This window comes from Algoriphagus marinus, from assembly GCF_001936475.1.
In the GTDB taxonomy this organism is placed as follows: Bacteria; Bacteroidota; Bacteroidia; order Cytophagales; family Cyclobacteriaceae; genus Algoriphagus; species Algoriphagus marinus.
The window spans coordinates 203,647-221,191 of record NZ_MSPQ01000001.1 but is presented as its reverse complement, the minus strand read 5'-3'; the positions used below and the strand labels follow the sequence as shown (position 1 = coordinate 221,191).

The following is a 17,545-nucleotide window of genomic DNA, read 5'->3' as shown; positions in this document are numbered from 1 at the left end:
AGCGTAATAGAATGTATTTCTATGGATAAAGTACTTTTAAAGGACTTAAAGAGGCAAGACAAGTACACCAAGTTTTTCAAAGAGTGGCAGAAACAGGAGTTTAAAGACCACCCGGATGAATCAAAAGTTTTGCAAGAATTAGAGATTTTGAGTAAAAACATTGGAATGCGGGAAGGTTTCGTTATTGCTTGTTTTGACTACCGAAATTTGGATTTAGCTTTTTTCACAGGAAATGTTGAAGAAATCACTGGCTATCCCGAATCTATCTTTCGTGAAAAAGGAATGGAGGCTTCTTTTTCTATGATTCATCCTGATGATAGACCAGAGTTATTTCGATTCCAGAAAATTGTCTTTGACGTTTTTCATCAATTGACCATGAAGGAGCGCCATAGCTTTGAGTTCTCTTACACTACTCGTTGGGTACACAGGACCACTAATGAGATTATTTGGACTGTTGGGAAAGCCAAACCCTTTTTGATAGATTCTGATGGGAATTTTGCGATTGATTTGCATATTATCATACAATTAAAAAATCAGCCTAAGGTAACGAGCTATGATTGGAATTATTCTTATCAAAAGGAAGATGGGTCAAGAGTTTATGTGAGCAAAAGTTCCCCAAAAGATAATAATGTAAAACTGACTAAAAAGGAAAAGGAAATAGCTCAAATGATATTGGATGGAAAAAAATCCATAGAGGTGAGCGAATTACTGAATATCTCCATGAATACGGTGGGAACTCATAGAAAGAACATCCTAAAGAAACTAAATGCAAGAAATATGGGTGAGATGATAAAAATTCTTGCCTCCTATGATTTCTGATAGAGACTTGAAAATCAAGGGATAGCTATTAAATGAGTAAGATTTAGAAAAAAATTAACTGCTGAATTCTTGTAATTTTATTTCAGTAGCTTACCTTTGCATCCACAATACGCTCAGATCAAGTTCTGGGTATGTGAAAAGCGAGAGTAGCTCAGCTGGTAGAGCACGACCTTGCCAAGGTCGGGGTCGCGAGTTCGAATCTCGTCTCCCGCTCAAAAAAGCCCTTGATTCAAGGGCTTTCTTGTTTCGGTTACCAAGTAGCTCCGGTATGCCGGAGTGAAGCCGGGATGGTGGAATAGGTAGACACGCAAGACTTAAAATCTTGTGGGAGCAATCCCGTGCGGGTTCGATTCCCGCTCCTGGTACAAGAGCCTCGTAGAAATACGGGGCTTTTTGTGTTTTAGGTATTTTTAAGTTTTCCCTGGATGACCTTTTACTATTTTTTCGATTAGTACTTGGGGAAAAAACAGATCTTTTTTCAGGTTTCTTTCTCAACATAAATTATAAATAATTTCAGTAGGTTTAATTCCTATAATCCTGTTTTATGCGTTACCATTTTTGCATTTTAATTTTTTGTTCTTTTTCTGTAGGTGCTCAGACAATAGTAGAGCTAGATAGCCTAATAGCTGCTAAGCAAGAAAATGAGGCTAATAGGCGAATTCAACTACTATTTCAACATCTGGTAGCAGATGAGAAAACGGGTAAATTGCCAGATTATCTAGAAGTATATGGCAGAATCCAATTAAAACTTTATGATGAAAAATCTGCTATTCAAATGGTGGATGCTCAACTAGCTGACTGGGACAAAATCCTCATTTCTCACAAGGTTAAAAAAGACCTTTATCTGGCTGCTGCATCTTGGTACCAATACATTGGATTGCTAGAGAAAGCATATCGTGCCCAAATTACCGCCTTTGACCATGCCCAAAAACAACCTAATGTTTCTATGCAAGAATTGGGGATGCTGCAAGTGAATTTGGGGTCTTATGCAGTCAATACAATGGATATTCCTACTGCGAAAAAACATTTGGGAATAGCTCAAAAACTCCTTGAAAACGATCCTGATCCTGAATCCATTTATAAGATTAACAGCTATTTGGGTAATATGGCCTATTTCGCATCTAAGCTTGATTCAGCAGAATATTATTACAATAAATGCATTCAGGCATTGGAAAAGACAGAGCCTTCACCTCGGAATTCTTTTTATCGACCAGCTATAGTTTTCAACAACCTTTCTGGTGTGCAATCAGGTCAAGGGAAAACAACTGAGGCTATTGCTTCTATGAATATGACAATCGAAAAACTGATGGCATATGTAGAAGTAGAAAAAGATCCAGCCCAGCGGCTGAGTGCAAGGGAATTTTACTTCCAGGCATTGGACAATCTTGGTGGTATCTATAAAGGCCTAGGCAATTATCGAAAGTCCCAGAGTCTGATGGAGTTTTCTTATGCAGGCAAAAAAGCAGAGTTAAGCGAAGAAAGTAAAGACATTTTTCTTTCTGAGATTATTTTAGGTCAATTATACCTTGATCAGGCAGAGCCAGAAAAAGCTAGGAAAATCATAATAAAAGGCATTCAAGGTCTGGAAAATATGGATGGAATCTACCTCGATTATGAAGCAGATGGATGGTACGCATTGGCCAGGATTGAGGATGGATATGAAAACCTTGAACTTGCAGAAAACTATTATCGTAAGGCACATAATCTCTTCAATGAGGTCTTTCGGGATGAATTTGACCTTATATATCTGGGATTTCTCAAGGATTTCTCAGCGTTTATGGCTAGACAAAATCAAGGCAAAGAAGCTGTTCAGATAGCTTTGGAAGCATATACCTATGTGAAAAGTAATTTAGGGGAAAGTAATCTGATAGCATTCGAGCAGGAACTGAACATTGGTGAAGTGTATTTGACTGTTGGTAACTATGAGGAAGCTTCTAAGTGGAGTTATATTGCTTTGAATACGTTGGAAAATCAGTTCAATACTAATTCGTCATTTTTGGATTCATTGCAAAATGAGCGCTATAAGCCGCAAGCGATTCTGCTAAGTACAAAATCAAGATTTTTGGGCAAGTCAAACCCTTCTGTAGAAGAGCTAGAGGGAATGGTCAAAGAGTTGGAAGAAGGACTGAAGGTGATAGAGCGAAGAAAAACCTTCCTTGATGCCGATGAAGATAGGGCATTGTTAATCACTGAAAACGCTGCGTATTTTGGATTTCTGGAGCAACTCTATTTGGAATTATACAAAAAATCTCCTCACCAAGAGTTCCTCGTGAGGCTATTGATTCTTCACGAGTCGACATTCTATCAGAAAGTAAGGGCCAGGCTTGACCAGATTGATGTCTCAAGATTTGGCTCACTACCTGCTTCTTTTTTCGAAGAAGAACGGGCACTAAAGGACAAAATGCGCAAAGCAATCAATCAACAAGATGGAGGTGTAGCGCAATATCTTAGTGCGATCTCAGCTTGGGAAAAGTTTCTTCAAAAAGCCAGAACTACCTATCCAGCGTATTATGAATTCAGGTACGCTTCGCTAGACTACACGATGAGTAATATTTGGGAGAGTCTTCCTATAGAAACTACGGTTATAAGGTATTTGCAAATAGGAGAAGGATTAGTGGCCTTGGTGCTCTCCAAGAAAGATAGAAAACTTCATTTTTTTGAGTTGGACTATCCAAATGCCAAAAAAGTTATTTCCAATTATCAGCAAGAATGGAATAATAAATCCAACTCTTTCGCCAATCTAAATAGCCTTTATAAGAGCCTCTGGATGCCTCTGGCTTCTCAAATTAAGACTCAGCGTGTAATGATCATTCCAGATGGTGCGCTGTTTAATCTAAGCTTTGAGATACTAACGCCTGTATTGATATCAGATTATAGGGAATTACGTGAGAACTCTCTCTTGGCTAAACATAGTATATCCTATCATTATAGTACACTATTATTCAACTATTCAGCGAAGATCCAGTCTTACAAATCCAATTTTGTAGCTTTTGCTCCTGGTTTTTTTGATGAAATGAAAGCTGAGTATTTATCCTCGATCAAGGATAGTCTTCAGATTGATAGATCCTATATGAAACTGATTCCTCAGCCATTTACTGAAAGGTTGGTGGATAAGCTTAAAAAATTATTTGGAGGAACTGTTTATTCCCAAAAAACTTCTACCCGAGATCAATTTGCTGAGGAAGCTGGCCAATATAGAGTCTTGCATATAGGCACACATGCTGAGTCCGATAACTTAAGTCCTGAATTTTCAAGGCTCATTTTTGCAAAAACCTCTGAAAATGAGGAGAACTCTCTTTTTGCTAAAGATATCTATCAGATGGATCTCAGCTCGGAATTGGCGGTGCTGATCGCTTGCGAAACAGGGAAACCAATTTATCAACCAGGTGAAGGTATGATCTCCTTGGCACATGCTTTTAATTATGCGGGGAGTAAGAGTCTGTTGATCGGACTTTGGAAAATAGACGAGGAAGCGAGTTCCAAAATCGCTGCAAGCTTCTACGAATATCTTGCAGATGGCATGTCTAAGGATGAAGCGCTGAGACAGGCTAAGCTGGATTATTTGTCCATCGCAGAAGGACGAGCACTTTCACCAGAATTTTGGGCAGGGCTGATTACTATGGGCGATTCCAGTCCGATTGTATTACAGCCAGTTAGAAATTTGAAATGGCTTTTAGGATTTGCATTTGTAATTCTATTGGGCGTTTTGCTCCTAATATACATTAGAAAGAAAAAGAGTAGCCTTTCTTGATGACCTTTTCTGAATAATTCGATGAATATATAGTCAGGTTAACTTGGGTATTTAGTAAAGTCTTTTGTACTCAATAGACATGATTTCTTTGCTTGAAAACCATTTAATTGTATCTTTTTGGCAATTGTTAATAGAATGCCGAAAGATATTTTTAAGTCCCTTTCTCAAGATGAAATTACTCAGGCGATTTGTCTAAATGATGCCTTGGTGCTTAGGCAAATTTATGAAGATGGTTTTCCCAAGGTGAGGAAGTTTGTACAGGCCAATCATGGGAATGAAGACGAGGCAAAAGACATTTATCAAGAAGCCTTTTTGGTACTATGGCAAAATGTCAAAAAAGGAGCTTTTATTCCTACCAATCAGTCTGCAGTGCAAGGGTATTTATATCAAGTGGCCAAGAATAAATGGTTGGATTGGGTTCGTTCTTCTCGATTCAAAAGAGATCGAAAACAAGAAGATTCCTTTTTCCTGAATCAGGCATCTGAGCCAGTGGGGGAAAGTATGGAGGATAAATATGAACAGGTAGAACATGCCTTATCAAAGCTCGGTAGTGATTGCCAAGAACTGCTGAAAAGCTTTTATTTCTTAAAAAAGAGCATGGAAGAAATGGCTACAACCTTTGGATGGACAACCCAGACTGTCAAAAACAACAAATACCGCTGCATGGAAAAGCTACGGAAGTTTGTTTTACAAAAATAAAATCATGCTGAAAGAACCAGTAAATATATCCTTAGAAGAGTATAGTGCATTGGAAGATTATCTAGACGGAAATCTTTCAGGAGACGCTCTGTCTGCATTTGAAAATAGATTAAAGGAAGAGGCCCTTTGGAAGGAAAAGCTAAGCCAAGTAATGATTCTGAGGGAAGGGATAGAGCGCGTAGCAATGAAGTCTCAGTTAGAAGAATTCCATCAAGGATTGGCCTCAAAGCAAAGCCAACACCGGTTTTTGAATACAAGATGGATTTGGACGGCGGCAGCTTCTCTTTTTATTGTAATTACTGCTGGGGTGGGATTTTGGTCTGGTTGGTTTGATTCCAGTTCTGAGCGACTATTTACGGCCTATTATGCTAAAGACCCAGGATTGACTTCGATGATGTCTGATTCAGAAGATTATGAATTTGACAGAGGTATGATCGAATACAAGTCTGGAGAATACGCCAAATCGCTGGAGTTTTGGAAGCCACTTCTGGATTTATCCCCCAAAAATGACACGCTTCTGTATTTCGTGGCTATGGATTATTTGCAATTGGAATCTTTAGATGAGGGTAAGCTTCTGCTTGAGCAAGTAATCCTTGATGGCAACAGTCTGTTTGTGCAAGATGCCAATTGGTATTTGGGCCTAATCAAGATCAAAGAACATAAATATCAAGAAGCAATTTTTTACTTGAACGCTTCAGATAGAGATGAGGCAGAGGGTCTGATCTCGAAGTTGCAGGAAATGGAAGAATAGGCTTTTTGGGTCATATAAATTATTTTATCAATTTTTGATGACCTATTCCAAGTTTTTCGATGGAGAAGTATAAACGACTTTTACCATGAAAAACTTACAACTCTTCAAATGGATTTTTATCCTTTTTTCAGTGCTGGCTTTCTCTTGTACTGATCCAGAAGAACCTACCCCTCCTACTCCAGACTCTGGGAACCCTCCTAACGGCGGTGGTGGTACGACCACCGTAATAGCCCAAACAGTGGATATCAGCGTATCCTTGCCAGCAGGAGTAAATGTTGACTTGTCCAAGGCGACTCTTTCTACAGGTTTAATGACTTTTCCGGTTTCGGCTGATGGAAAATCGAAAGCCGTCTTACCAGATTCAGTCAACAGGATGGCTTATCTGTTTGATGAGGCTGATAATCTGATCATGATGGGAGTTCTCAATGCTAAGAACAAGATCATCACCACAGAGACCACCGCCCAGGCATTATTTTACCTTGGCTTAGGTGTTTTTTACATGCCCATCGAGGTTGGTAATAATTTTTTAAGTCCATCCGTCACGCTTCCCGGTTACACGGAATTTAAGACAACAGTCGACGCAGGATTGCGGAGTGATATTCTTTATATTGAAAATCTTAAATTTCAGCAAGATTTGACTGCCTTATTAGAACAGTATAAAAATAATGGAGAGGTTCTGGATTCTCGGGCCAGGCAGATCAACGTTAATCCTGGTGGGTTTCAAAGTGGAATTCAGATTTTTGAAAATGATGTCCAAACTGTAAAAATCAGAAATGTCTATCGAAGAAGGGCCCATGCATTTATCTATCAAAAAGCATATAAACTAAATGGTTCAACTGAGGAGGTTGTAATCAACAATTCAGTAAGAGAAGATACAAAAATTGAAAGAGAGGTCGAAGTAGGGCCGACCAATGCATTTAGTGGCTTGATTGGTACAGTGGTGGATTGGGCCACTGGCAATGGGATAAAATATGCAATGGTGGAAACAGGAGCTGTACCAATCCCATTAGGTGATAATCAAAGCGAAGCAACCTACTTCGTTAGGGTAATTGGGACCTCTTTAAATCCTGCCTCTTCTCCATTGATGACCCAAAAGGAACAGGAAACTTGGCGAAAATTAATGATCAAGCAAGTTTATTTTGACATCATCACACCTATCCTTTCTGAAATTTTTTCTAAAGCTAAAGGCCAAAAAGAAGGAATAGGTCTAGAAGCATTTGAATTTTTCTTAAGTCAAAATACAGTCATTTGGGAACTTATAGAAAAAGGAAATTGGTCTGAGGCAGGGTTGGCCGTTGTGAAAGCCTTTAATACTGAAGTTACAGGTAAGAAGTTTTTAGAAGATTTTGTTAAAGAACAAGTGAACTATTGGAGCAAAAACCCTACGGGAATCGAAATTGATTTGAATAGGGACTATGTGAATCAAGCGTCAGTAGCAAGATATCTGAAAATTCTAAAAATTGTAGAAGGTGCAGTGAAAATACTGGATTTTGGAAAGCTCACTGCTGAGGTAAAAATGTCAAATAGAATTGATTTATTCGATGTAAAAGCTATTCGAGGTGATGTTAAAATTAACCCCGCGGAAGAGTCTACGGTACCCTTCACCAACGTACCCTTGAAAGCGGAGACTGCAACCCAACTTTCAACTGGTCAATCCTTCCTATATAAATGGTCTACTACTGGCAAGTTTGGAGTAATCACCGCAACAGGAGGACTCAAGGGGCCAAGCATTGAAACTACCTCCCCGTCGGTTAATTTCAGAAGTGAGGTGAATTCGAGTAATCTAGAAGAGAACAATTTTGAAAAAGTCACGGTGGAAGTTTATATCAAAAAAGGTGATCAATTGACATGGATAGGTAGCGCTACTGCTAAAATCAATGTCAAAAAGCAGAAACTTCAAATGAAACCAGATGGCATTACCTTAAGTGGTAAACAGAAACACTCTGTCCGACTCTACCTCGAGCGAAGTGATAATGTCAATGACATCGTGAGCACCAGTGCCTTGGAATATAAGGTGGAATGGTCCACCGAAGGCAAGCATGGCATGTTTGATGGGAAAAACACCATAGCCACGACTAGAGGCAATGCTATTAACTATCAAGCGCTAGATGGAGATGTATTGGAAGGTATAGAAGACATCAAAGCCAGTATCTATTTTAGGGTTCCTGGTTCTGGCGATTGGATTCTTAGAGAAGAGGTCACAGGTAAAGTAAAGGTCAATAACGACCCTAAGAAAATCATTCTGAATGTTCCAGTAACAGCAAAAAGTTATAAGATAACGTCTCCTGGTGGAGGTTATAGCGCAGGGGTTCATGCATTAGTGATTGTTCCAGTTAACTCAGAAGCAAAAACTTATACGGTAACAACTTACGGCTTCAAAACACCTTACAAGCACCCCTACGAAAACAAAACAGTATCTTGGGCAAATGGAGGAAGCCCTCCAAGCTATTATGCATGGCCAGAGAGCGATTCCAAAGGTATTAGTGGAGGAAGTTATTACTATTCTTTAGGAGCCACGTGGTGTAGTGCACAACCTTCGTCTTGTGATCCATATCTACCAGAGTGGATAGCTTCATCCTTATCCGGTGGAGGCATGGCAAATGTTGTCATTACTCTTAAATAATTTAAGAACGTAAGAGCAGGTTTAGATAGCACCGGGTTCACACGCGGTGTTATTTTTTTTATTTTGAGCCCTATGATTGATTTTGAAAATTTCACAATACGCCCAGATCAAGTTCTGGGTATGTGAAAAGCGAGAGTAGCTCAGCTGGTAGAGCACGACCTTGCCAAGGTCGGGGTCGCGAGTTCGAATCTCGTCTCCCGCTCAAAAAAGCCCTTGATTCAAGGGCTTTCTTGTTTCGGTTAACAAGTAGCTCCGGTATGCCGGAGTGAAGCCGGGATGGTGGAATAGGTAGACACGCAAGACTTAAAATCTTGTGGGAGCAATCCCGTGCGGGTTCGATTCCCGCTCCTGGTACAAAGCCTCGTAGAAATACGGGGCTTTTTGTATTTACAGGTTTTTAATTTTCATTTAATTTCAACTCAGGCTAGAAATCAAACTTATTCTTGGTTTAAAGTGATAAAAAAACTTTTTGAAATCTAATTCCCCTGTCTTGGTTTAGGTGAAGCTTGTAGAGAAGGTCTCTTTTTTCTACTTTACTTTATGGAAACATTTTTCGATATAAATCTGGATGACACTTATGGTACACTGAAGACATTTGGGATCTCTTTGGGAATTATCATTGTCTTCTTTTTTTTGGCTAATACCCTTCAAAAGCTTCTCAAAAGGAGATTACTCAAAAGAATGAATGATCCACTTTTGGCGAATTTTATATCAGTCGTTTTTAGACTAATAATCATCCTAGTTGGTTTTATGATCGTTTTTCGCTTTGTGGGACTAACAGGTGTGGTCACCGGTGTATTAACAGGAGCCGGAATCTCAGCCTTCATTATTGGTTTTGCTTTGAAGGATATCGGTGAGAATTTCCTGTCTGGGATAATACTTGCATTTAAGCCCCCTTTTCGGATCGGAGATTTTGTGGATATAAATGGATTTCGTGGGCAAATCCTTTCCCTAAACCTTAGAGATACGCAGATTAAGACAAACGATGGAAAAGATGTTTTTATACCTAATGCTACAATAATAAAAAACCCACTCATCAACTTTACGATAGATGGATTTCTACGTTATGATTTTATCATCGGCCTGGACTATGGCTCTGATTACAAGGCAGCGATGGAACTGATTTTAAATACTGTCTCAAAAGTTCCTGGAGTACTGTCTGATCAGAAAAGTCCAAATGTCTGGGTGTCTGATCTTGTTGAAAGCACTTTGAATCTTCAAGTAACCATTTGGGTGGATACCTTCGATCGTGGTATTTTGGATGTAGTGGTTAAAAGTAATGCCATTTTGGAAGTCTTGACGGCATTAGAAAAGGCCGGCTACAATCTGCCGGCCCGAATTATTGAATTGAAAAACCATCAGGGAAAAAACCTGAAGACCTCTTAGTTATTTCTCAAGTATTCCCTTCAAATCCGCCGGAGAATAATTTACAGATTTCAAAGTTTTGTGATCTCCTTCTCTAAATACCAAAAATAGATCACCCTCTTTTTCATAAAAGCAAGGTGTTCCTTTTGACTCGTAATGAACTACGGTCGCCTTGGCTTCTTCTTCAGTTTTACAGGCTTTGCTCATATTAGAACGCTGTACTTCATCAAAAAGGGTTTTGAATTTTTCTCCTAATCCAAACTCCAGAATCGCACCTGAAAGTACGTATTGTAAATCGCAAAGGGCATCGGCGATTTCTACCAAATCTTTATTTTCTATGGCTTCTTCCAGTTCTTTGAGCTCTTCAGCCAACAATGAGACCCGAAGGTTACATCGTGTTTCAGACGGTATAGCCGGATCCGATACAATTGGATGCTTGAAGGTTTCGTGGAATAAAGCTACTGAAGAAAGTGACTTAGGGTCTTGCATGATTTTGATTTTTGAATTCTTGAAATAAATGAAAAAGACCGGAATTTCCGGTCTTTTTTGGTTTCAATAGTAAGAATTTTATATAGAAGCTGCAGCAAATCGCTGGCTGACAGTATTCCAGTCCAACACATTCCAAAATGCGGAGACGTAATCCGGCCTTCTGTTTTGGTAATTCAGATAATAGGCGTGTTCCCATACATCTAATCCTAAAAGTGGGGTTCCCTTGAAATCAGAAATATCCATCAATGGATTGTCTTGATTTGGAGTAGATCCAATGGCAAGTTTTTTATCCTCTCCTAATACCAGCCAAGCCCAGCCTGATCCAAACCGTGTTTTTGCAGCTGTTTCAAATTCGGTTACAAATGCATCATAACTTCCAAAAGAAGAATCAATTGCTGCTGCCAAGTCGCCTTCAGGCTTCCCACCACCTGTTGGACTCATTACTTTCCAAAACAATTCATGATTATAATGCCCACCTCCATTGTTTCGCATCTTGGTAGAATAGCTTGATATTTTGCTCAGAACATCTTCCAACGGCTTATTTGTATCTACTTTTTCTTCTACGATAGCTTCTCCAAGATTTTTAGCATAGCCGGCAGCATGCTTGGTATAATGGATTTCCATGGTCATCGCATCAATATTGGGGGCCAAAGCAGTAAATTCATATGCTAAAGGTGTCTGAGTGAAACTGGTAGCTAAGATAGCCTTCTCGTCACCATTTGCATCTGTTGCGCAAGCACTCAAAATTCCTGTCCCAGCAAGCCCCAAAGCGATGCTCGCCTTGGATGTGTTAGACAGAAACAATCTTCTGGTGATTAAATTCTCAGGAGTATTCATCAGGTATTGGATTTAGGTTTCAAGTTTTTTTGTAAACCTGAAATTAACCATTAAATCGATTGATTGGAAATTGGCAATCAGACAATAAGTCTGATTTTCTGACAAGTTGTTTAAGTTTGTATCACTCAAATACCTTGGATAGGTTTTTGCCTTTCTTTTCAATAATAAAAATTTATGGAAATCTCTTTTTATAAATATCAGGGTACAGGAAATGACTTTGTCATGATCGATGATCGGAATGAAGTATTTGATTTGACTGATTTGGATCTAATTTCCAAACTTTGTGATCGTCGTTTTGGTGTGGGTGCAGATGGCCTGATTCTCATTCGAAATCATGCAGACCTTGATTTTGAGATGATTTACTTCAATGCGGACGGTAGCCAAAGTATGTGTGGAAATGGGGCCCGCTGTGCTGTTGCTTTCTCGGAATTTCTCGGAATAGTACATCATAAAACTAATTTTCTGGCAATTGATGGACCACATGAGGCGGTTATTGAAGATGGGTTAGTGCAATTAAAGATGGGTGATGTTGAGACCTTAGAAAAAAAGGGCGATGATATCTTTGTCAATACAGGATCTCCCCATCATATTCGATTTGTTGAAAAAGTGAGGGAATATCCCGTCTATGAGAAGGGAAAAGAAGTGAGATTCGATCAGGAATATGCTCCTGCGGGGACTAATGTGAATTTCGTAGAAAAAATAGATGTTGATGAATTGTTCGTTCGAACTTATGAACGAGGCGTAGAGGATGAGACACTCTCTTGCGGTACCGGAGTGACGGCCGCAGCGATCGCGTTTTCCAAAGATAAACCTACAAGTAATGTGAAAATTAACACCCTTGGGGGCCAATTATCCGTAAAATTTCAATCCTTACCGGATGGTACCTTCCAAGATATTTGGCTGATTGGGCCTGCCAAACAGGTATTTAAAGGGCAAATTACAGTATAAAAAAGGCTAAGAAAGGATCATAACCGACCTTGGCATTAGTATCATTTATAATAAAAAGGGCTTAATTTTAACCCTTCATTTGAGAATTACAAAAGACCAACATGTTAGATTTTATAGCAAAAGGACTTGCTAAAGTATTTGGAACCAAGTCTGATAGAGATATTAAGGAGTTATTGCCAATCGTCAAGGAAATCAATACAGTTTTTGATGGTTTGAAAGGAATCAGTGATGAACAACTCCGGGCAAAAACCCAAGAGATCAAATCTCAGATCAATGATCACTTGCAGGAGTTCGATCAAAAAATCATTGATATCAGAGCTAAGGTGGATGAATTGCCTGCCACTGCGATTCATGAAAAAGATCAGCTTTTCAATCAAATAGATCAAATTGAAAAAGACCGGGATCAGGCATTAGAAGAAATTCTTCAGAAAGTTCTTCCTACAGCATTTGCTGTTGTAAAAGAGACTGCCAGAAGATTGAAGGAAGTTGGCAAATTAGTCGTAAAAGCCAATCTACGCGATCGGGAAATTGCTGCGGTGAAAGCTAATGTAGAAATACAGGGAGAAGATGCGATCTGGCATAATAAGTGGCTTGCTGCAGGGACGGAAGTCGTTTGGGACATGGTTCACTACGATGTCCAGCTAATTGGTGGCATGGTGCTTCACAAAGGAAAAATTGCCGAGATGGCAACAGGTGAAGGTAAAACTTTGGTTTCTACATTGCCTGCATTTTTAAATGCCTTAGCTGGAAGAGGTGTTCATATCGTGACGGTAAATGACTACTTAGCAAAGCGTGACTCTGAATGGAATGCGCCACTTTTTGAATTCCATGGTCTTACTGTGGATTGTATTGATAAATACACTCCAAATTCTGCTGGTAGGAAAAAAGCATATGCAAGTGATATCGTATATGGTACCAATAACGAATTTGGCTTTGACTACCTGAGAGATAATATGGCTCGTGAGGCTGGTGATCTAGTTCAGGGAAAGCATCATTTTGCTATGATTGATGAGGTCGATTCGGTATTGATTGATGATGCTCGAACGCCATTGATTATCTCAGGACCGGTGCCAAAAGGGGATGTCCATGAATTTGATGATATGAAACCAAGGGTTTCAGCACTAGTGGATGAGCAACGGAAATTGGTTCAAGGTTTCCTAACTGCCGCCAAAAAACAAATTGCTGATGGAAATGATAAGGATGGTGGTCTAGCTTTGTTTAGAGCTTTTCGAGGAATGCCAAAGTATAAGCCTTTGATCAAATACCTATCTGAGCCAGGAATAAGAGTAATCCTTCAGAAAACAGAAAATTTCTACTTGCAGGACAATAAGCGGAATATGCCAGAAGCAGATGAGCCGCTATTGTTTACCATAGATGAAAAGACCAATGTTGTCGATTTGACCGATCGGGGTATCGAAACGATGACTACCAAAAATGAAAATCCTGACTTTTTCATTTTACCGGATATCGGAATTGTCATCGCTGACTTGGAAAAATCCGAAGAGATCGATGACAAAGAAAAACTGATCCGTAAGGAAGAAGCAATTAAAGACTACAGCGTAAAAGCACAGCGAATACATACTGTAAACCAATTGCTTAAAGCTTACTGTATGTTTGAGCGAGACACCGAATATATTTTGGTGGACGGCAAAGTGAAAATCGTCGATGAGCAGACTGGTCGTGTGATGGAGGGGCGTCGTTATTCAGATGGACTGCACCAAGCGATCGAAGCCAAGGAGAACGTGAAGGTCGAAGATGCTACACAGACCTATGCCACCATTACTCTTCAGAATTACTTCCGAATGTATCACAAGCTTGCTGGTATGACCGGAACTGCCGAGACGGAGGCTGGAGAATTCTGGGAGATATACAAACTTGATGTGGTAGTAATCCCTACCAATCGGGTAATCCAACGAGATGATAAGGAGGACAAAGTCTACAAGACCGTGCGTGAGAAATTCAATGCGGTGGTGGATGAGATCAATGAGTTGGTGGCCGCCGGAAGACCAGTATTGGTGGGTACCACCTCTGTAGAAATCTCAGAAGTACTTAGCAGAATGCTTACTTTGAAAAAGATTCCTCATCAGGTATTGAATGCAAAGCAACATGCCAAAGAAGCAGATGTAGTCGCGGCAGCAGGTCAAAGTGGAACTGTAACTATTGCCACTAACATGGCGGGTAGAGGTACGGATATAAAACTTTCCCCGGAATCCAAAAAAGCCGGAGGATTGGCGATTATCGGTACTGAGCGTCATGAGTCTCGTCGTGTCGATCGGCAGCTTAGAGGTCGATCAGGTCGACAAGGAGATGTCGGATCATCTCAATTCTTTGTGTCATTGGAAGATAGTTTGATGCGATTATTCGGGTCAGACCGTATCGCCAAATTGATGGATCGAATGGGTCTTGATGAGGGTGAAGTGATTCAGCATAGTATGATTACTAAGTCTATTGAGCGAGCTCAGCGAAAAGTGGAAGAAAACAACTTCGGCACTAGAAAGCGACTTTTGGAATATGACGATGTCATGAATTCCCAGAGAGAGGTTGTTTATAAGAAGAGAAGAAATGCACTGAAAGGGGATAGACTGGAATTGGATATTCTGAACGTCATCTTTGACGTAAGTGAAAGCCTAATTGATATGGCTAAATCCACAGAGGATGCAGAAAATCTTCGGATGAATGCGTTCACGACCTTGGGGGTTGATTTCTCAATCACAGAAAATGATCTCAAGAGCAAAGATGCCAATACCCTTACACAAGAGCTTTATACACTTGCTTTTGAAACATATCAGCAGAAGAATAATCAGATAATGCTGACCGCACTTCCAATTTTCAAAAGAGTTAACGAAGAGCGTGGGGCAACTGTCAAGGACATTATGGTTCCGATATCGGATGGGATGAAGCAAATTGGCGTCGTAGTCAATCTAGATTCTATGCTATCAAATGAAGGAGCAGAGCTTGTGAGATCCATCGAAAAGAATGTTACGCTTGCCATTATAGATCAAAACTGGAAAGAACATCTTCGAGATATGGATGACTTGAAACAGTCAGTTCAAAATGCTGTTTATGAGCAAAAGGATCCTCTTTTGATTTACAAGTTTGAGGCATTTGAAATGTTTAAGCGATTCATTGGCAAGTTGAATGAAGATATGATTTCCTTCCTGACCAGAGCGGATTTACCTAAGCAAGATCCTTCTCAAGTAAATGCCGCACAGCCGAGAAAACAGGCTGAACCTCAAGTTCAGGCTTCAAAGGCAGAAGTATCAAGTACCCTGAATCCAGGAGCTAACCGTGCAGCAGTAGCTGCGGCGAATGCAGGAAGACCAGCTCCACAAGTTGTAGCGCCTCGAAAATCAGATAAAGCCTACGGGCGAAATGATAAAGTTACTGTTCAATATTCGAATGGTACCACGAAAAAAGACGTGAAATATAAAAGTGTGGAACAGGACGTGCAGGAAGGTAATTGTGTAATTATAGAAAATTAAAAAGAACGATGAGAGGTTATTGGATTGTTGGAATAGTATTGATTTTTGCTAGTTGTAAAACAAGTAAAGTGACTACTGATTCCGGAAATTCCTATCAGAACTATCGAGAGGATATTCAGCTTTCTTCCCTACCTCAATACCCGGATTATACACAACAACTTAATGAATCAAGTCAGGCCAACTTGGCTGTTTCAGATAACACTGTAGATAAAGAGTTAAATCAGGTCAAAACCAGATTGATCGAAAAGAATAAATCGGAACCCTATTATTCAGGATATACCATTTTGGTTTATTCAGGTGTCGATCGAGATCGGGCTTTCAAAACCCAGTCCGAACTCAATGAATATTTTCCTGACATCAATGCTGAAATTCAGTACCAGCAGCCACGCTATTTGGTCAAAGTGGGGAAATACAATTACAAATTTGAATCACAAAAAAACTTTTCATTAATAAAGTCTCAATTTCCTACTGCCCGGATCATTCAGGACCGTTTTCAACGTGAAGGTTTTGTGACACCACTGGAGAAAGAAAATGCTCAAGGACAAAATTAAAGAACTGGCAAAAGCCTATAAAGACGAGGTAATTTCAAATCGGCGTCACCTTCATGCAAATCCGGAGCTTTCTTATGTGGAATTTGAAACAGCTGCCTTTGTAAAGGAAAAGCTGGAAAACCTGGGTATAACCACCATCGAGCAAAAGGCAAATACCGGTTGGTCAGCATTGATTGAAGGTAAAAATCCCGGTAAAAAAGTCATCGCACTTCGTGCTGATATGGATGCGCTGCCAATCATCGAGGCAAATGATGTTCCCTATAAATCCAAAAACCCTGGCGTCATGCATGCCTGCGGACATGATGCACATACTGCTTCACTTTTGGGAGCAGCCAAAATACTTCAGGAGGTCAAAGATCAATTTGAAGGAACCATTAAGCTTATTTTTCAACCGGGCGAAGAAGTCGCTCCTGGCGGAGCATCTTTTATGATCAAAGATGGAGTTTTGGAAAATCCCCGTCCAGCCGGAATTATCGGTCAGCATGTGATGCCATTTATTCCAGCTGGAAAAGTTGGTTTTCGACAAGGTTTATACATGGCTTCTGCCGATGAGCTTTACATCACAGTAAAAGGCAAAGGAGGTCATGGAGCTATGCCAGAGACCTTGATAGATCCTGTTTTGATTGCCTCTCATCTAATTGTTGCTCTGCAGCAAGTGGTAAGTAGAGCCGCTAGTCCAAAAATCCCTTCCGTACTTTCCTTTGGAAGAGTGGAAGCTCTCGGAGCGACAAACGTGATCCCTAATGAAGTCAAAATTCAGGGAACGTTCCGAACTTTGAATGAAGATTGGCGTGCCAAAGCACATCAAAAAATGCTTCAAATCGCTCATGGTATAGTTGAAGGAATGGGTGGAGAAGTGGATTTTGAAATTCGAAAAGGGTATCCCTTTCTTCAAAATGACCCTGAATTAACCGCTCGGGCAACCGAAGCTGCAAGAGCCTATCTAGGTGCTGAAAATGTGCTGGACTTGGATATCTGGATGGCAGCTGAAGATTTCGCTTATTATTCTCAAGTGGTTGATGGATGTTTTTATAGACTAGGAACTAGAAATGAAGCAAGGGGAATTGTCTCTGGAGTGCATACACCGACTTTTGATATTGATGAAGATGCTCTTGAAATTGGAGCTGGTTTGATGGCTTGGCTCGCAGTGGCCGAATTGCAAAAAGCTTAATCTTTTATTCATCTCCCTCTATAATTTGCCTACTATCTTTGTGACTATTCAATCATCAG

Annotated in this window: 12 protein-coding genes and 4 tRNA genes; 14 read left to right on the top strand and 2 right to left on the bottom strand. The window is 40.0% G+C overall.

The annotated features are described in order from the left end of the window. Nucleotides 1-21: 21 nt before the first annotated feature. The 10 genes from BVC88_RS00920 to BVC88_RS00875 all read left to right on the top strand — a co-directional run bounded on the left by BVC88_RS00920 (nt 22) and on the right by BVC88_RS00875 (nt 10,029). Nucleotides 22-819, top strand: coding sequence for a LuxR C-terminal-related transcriptional regulator (locus BVC88_RS00920; protein ID WP_075348764.1), 798 nt, complete (start codon nt 22-24; stop codon nt 817-819). Nucleotides 820-959: 140 nt separating this feature from the next. Then, a tRNA-Gly gene (locus tag BVC88_RS00915) sits at nt 960-1,032 on the top strand. Nucleotides 1,033-1,100: 68 nt separating this feature from the next. After that, nucleotides 1,101-1,184: transfer RNA gene (locus tag BVC88_RS00910), tRNA-Leu, on the top strand. A gap of 179 nt (nt 1,185-1,363) precedes the next feature. Beyond that, nucleotides 1,364-4,570, top strand: a complete 3,207-nt coding sequence (locus BVC88_RS00905) for a CHAT domain-containing protein (protein ID WP_075348763.1) — start codon at nt 1,364-1,366, stop codon at nt 4,568-4,570. Between the two features lie 135 nt (nt 4,571-4,705). Continuing rightward, nucleotides 4,706-5,269, top strand: coding sequence for an RNA polymerase sigma factor (locus BVC88_RS00900; protein ID WP_075348762.1), 564 nt, complete (start codon nt 4,706-4,708; stop codon nt 5,267-5,269). A gap of 4 nt (nt 5,270-5,273) precedes the next feature. Then, nucleotides 5,274-6,020, top strand: a complete 747-nt coding sequence (locus BVC88_RS00895; RefSeq protein WP_075348761.1) for a tetratricopeptide repeat protein — start codon at nt 5,274-5,276, stop codon at nt 6,018-6,020. An 85-nt stretch (nt 6,021-6,105) separates the two neighbouring features. After that, entirely contained in the window at nt 6,106-8,643 is a 2,538-nt protein-coding gene (locus BVC88_RS00890; protein ID WP_075348760.1) for a hypothetical protein, read from the top strand. A gap of 129 nt (nt 8,644-8,772) precedes the next feature. Beyond that, nucleotides 8,773-8,845 (top strand) — tRNA-Gly (locus BVC88_RS00885). Nucleotides 8,846-8,913: 68 nt separating this feature from the next. Beyond that, a tRNA-Leu gene (locus tag BVC88_RS00880) sits at nt 8,914-8,997 on the top strand. 186 nt (nt 8,998-9,183) lie between these two features. Beyond that, on the top strand, nt 9,184-10,029 hold the full coding sequence (locus BVC88_RS00875; protein WP_075348759.1) for a mechanosensitive ion channel family protein: 846 nt from the start codon (nt 9,184-9,186) through the stop codon (nt 10,027-10,029). On the opposite strand, the gene BVC88_RS00870 is transcribed toward BVC88_RS00875, so the two are convergent. Then, nucleotides 10,030-10,497, bottom strand: a complete 468-nt coding sequence (locus BVC88_RS00870) for a pyrophosphohydrolase domain-containing protein (protein ID WP_075348758.1) — start codon at nt 10,495-10,497, stop codon at nt 10,030-10,032. It abuts the gene before it with no gap. A 78-nt stretch (nt 10,498-10,575) separates the two neighbouring features. Beyond that, nucleotides 10,576-11,334 carry a superoxide dismutase gene (locus BVC88_RS00865; RefSeq protein ID WP_075348757.1) on the bottom strand — a complete coding sequence of 253 codons (759 nt, stop codon included), beginning with the start codon at nt 11,332-11,334 and terminating at the stop codon, nt 10,576-10,578. A 174-nt stretch (nt 11,335-11,508) separates the two neighbouring features. Between BVC88_RS00865 and dapF the strand changes: the two genes are divergently transcribed. The 4 genes from dapF (at nt 11,509) to BVC88_RS00845 (ending at nt 17,486) form a co-directional block, all read left to right on the top strand. Continuing rightward, nucleotides 11,509-12,282 (top strand): diaminopimelate epimerase, encoded by a 774-nt coding sequence (gene dapF, locus BVC88_RS00860; protein ID WP_075348756.1) that lies wholly within the window; start codon nt 11,509-11,511, stop codon nt 12,280-12,282. A 101-nt stretch (nt 12,283-12,383) separates the two neighbouring features. Further along, the gene (gene secA / locus BVC88_RS00855) at nt 12,384-15,764 is read left to right on the top strand and encodes a preprotein translocase subunit SecA (protein ID WP_075348755.1); all 3,381 of its coding nucleotides are present in this window, start codon (nt 12,384-12,386) and stop codon (nt 15,762-15,764) included. A gap of 68 nt (nt 15,765-15,832) precedes the next feature. Beyond that, nucleotides 15,833-16,315, top strand: a complete 483-nt coding sequence (locus BVC88_RS00850) for a hypothetical protein (protein WP_139316500.1) — start codon at nt 15,833-15,835, stop codon at nt 16,313-16,315. Continuing rightward, nucleotides 16,296-17,486 (top strand): M20 metallopeptidase family protein, encoded by a 1,191-nt coding sequence (locus BVC88_RS00845; protein WP_075348753.1) that lies wholly within the window; start codon nt 16,296-16,298, stop codon nt 17,484-17,486. The genes BVC88_RS00850 and BVC88_RS00845 overlap by 20 nt, the downstream gene beginning before the upstream one ends. The last annotated feature ends 59 nt before the right edge of the window (nt 17,487-17,545 follow it).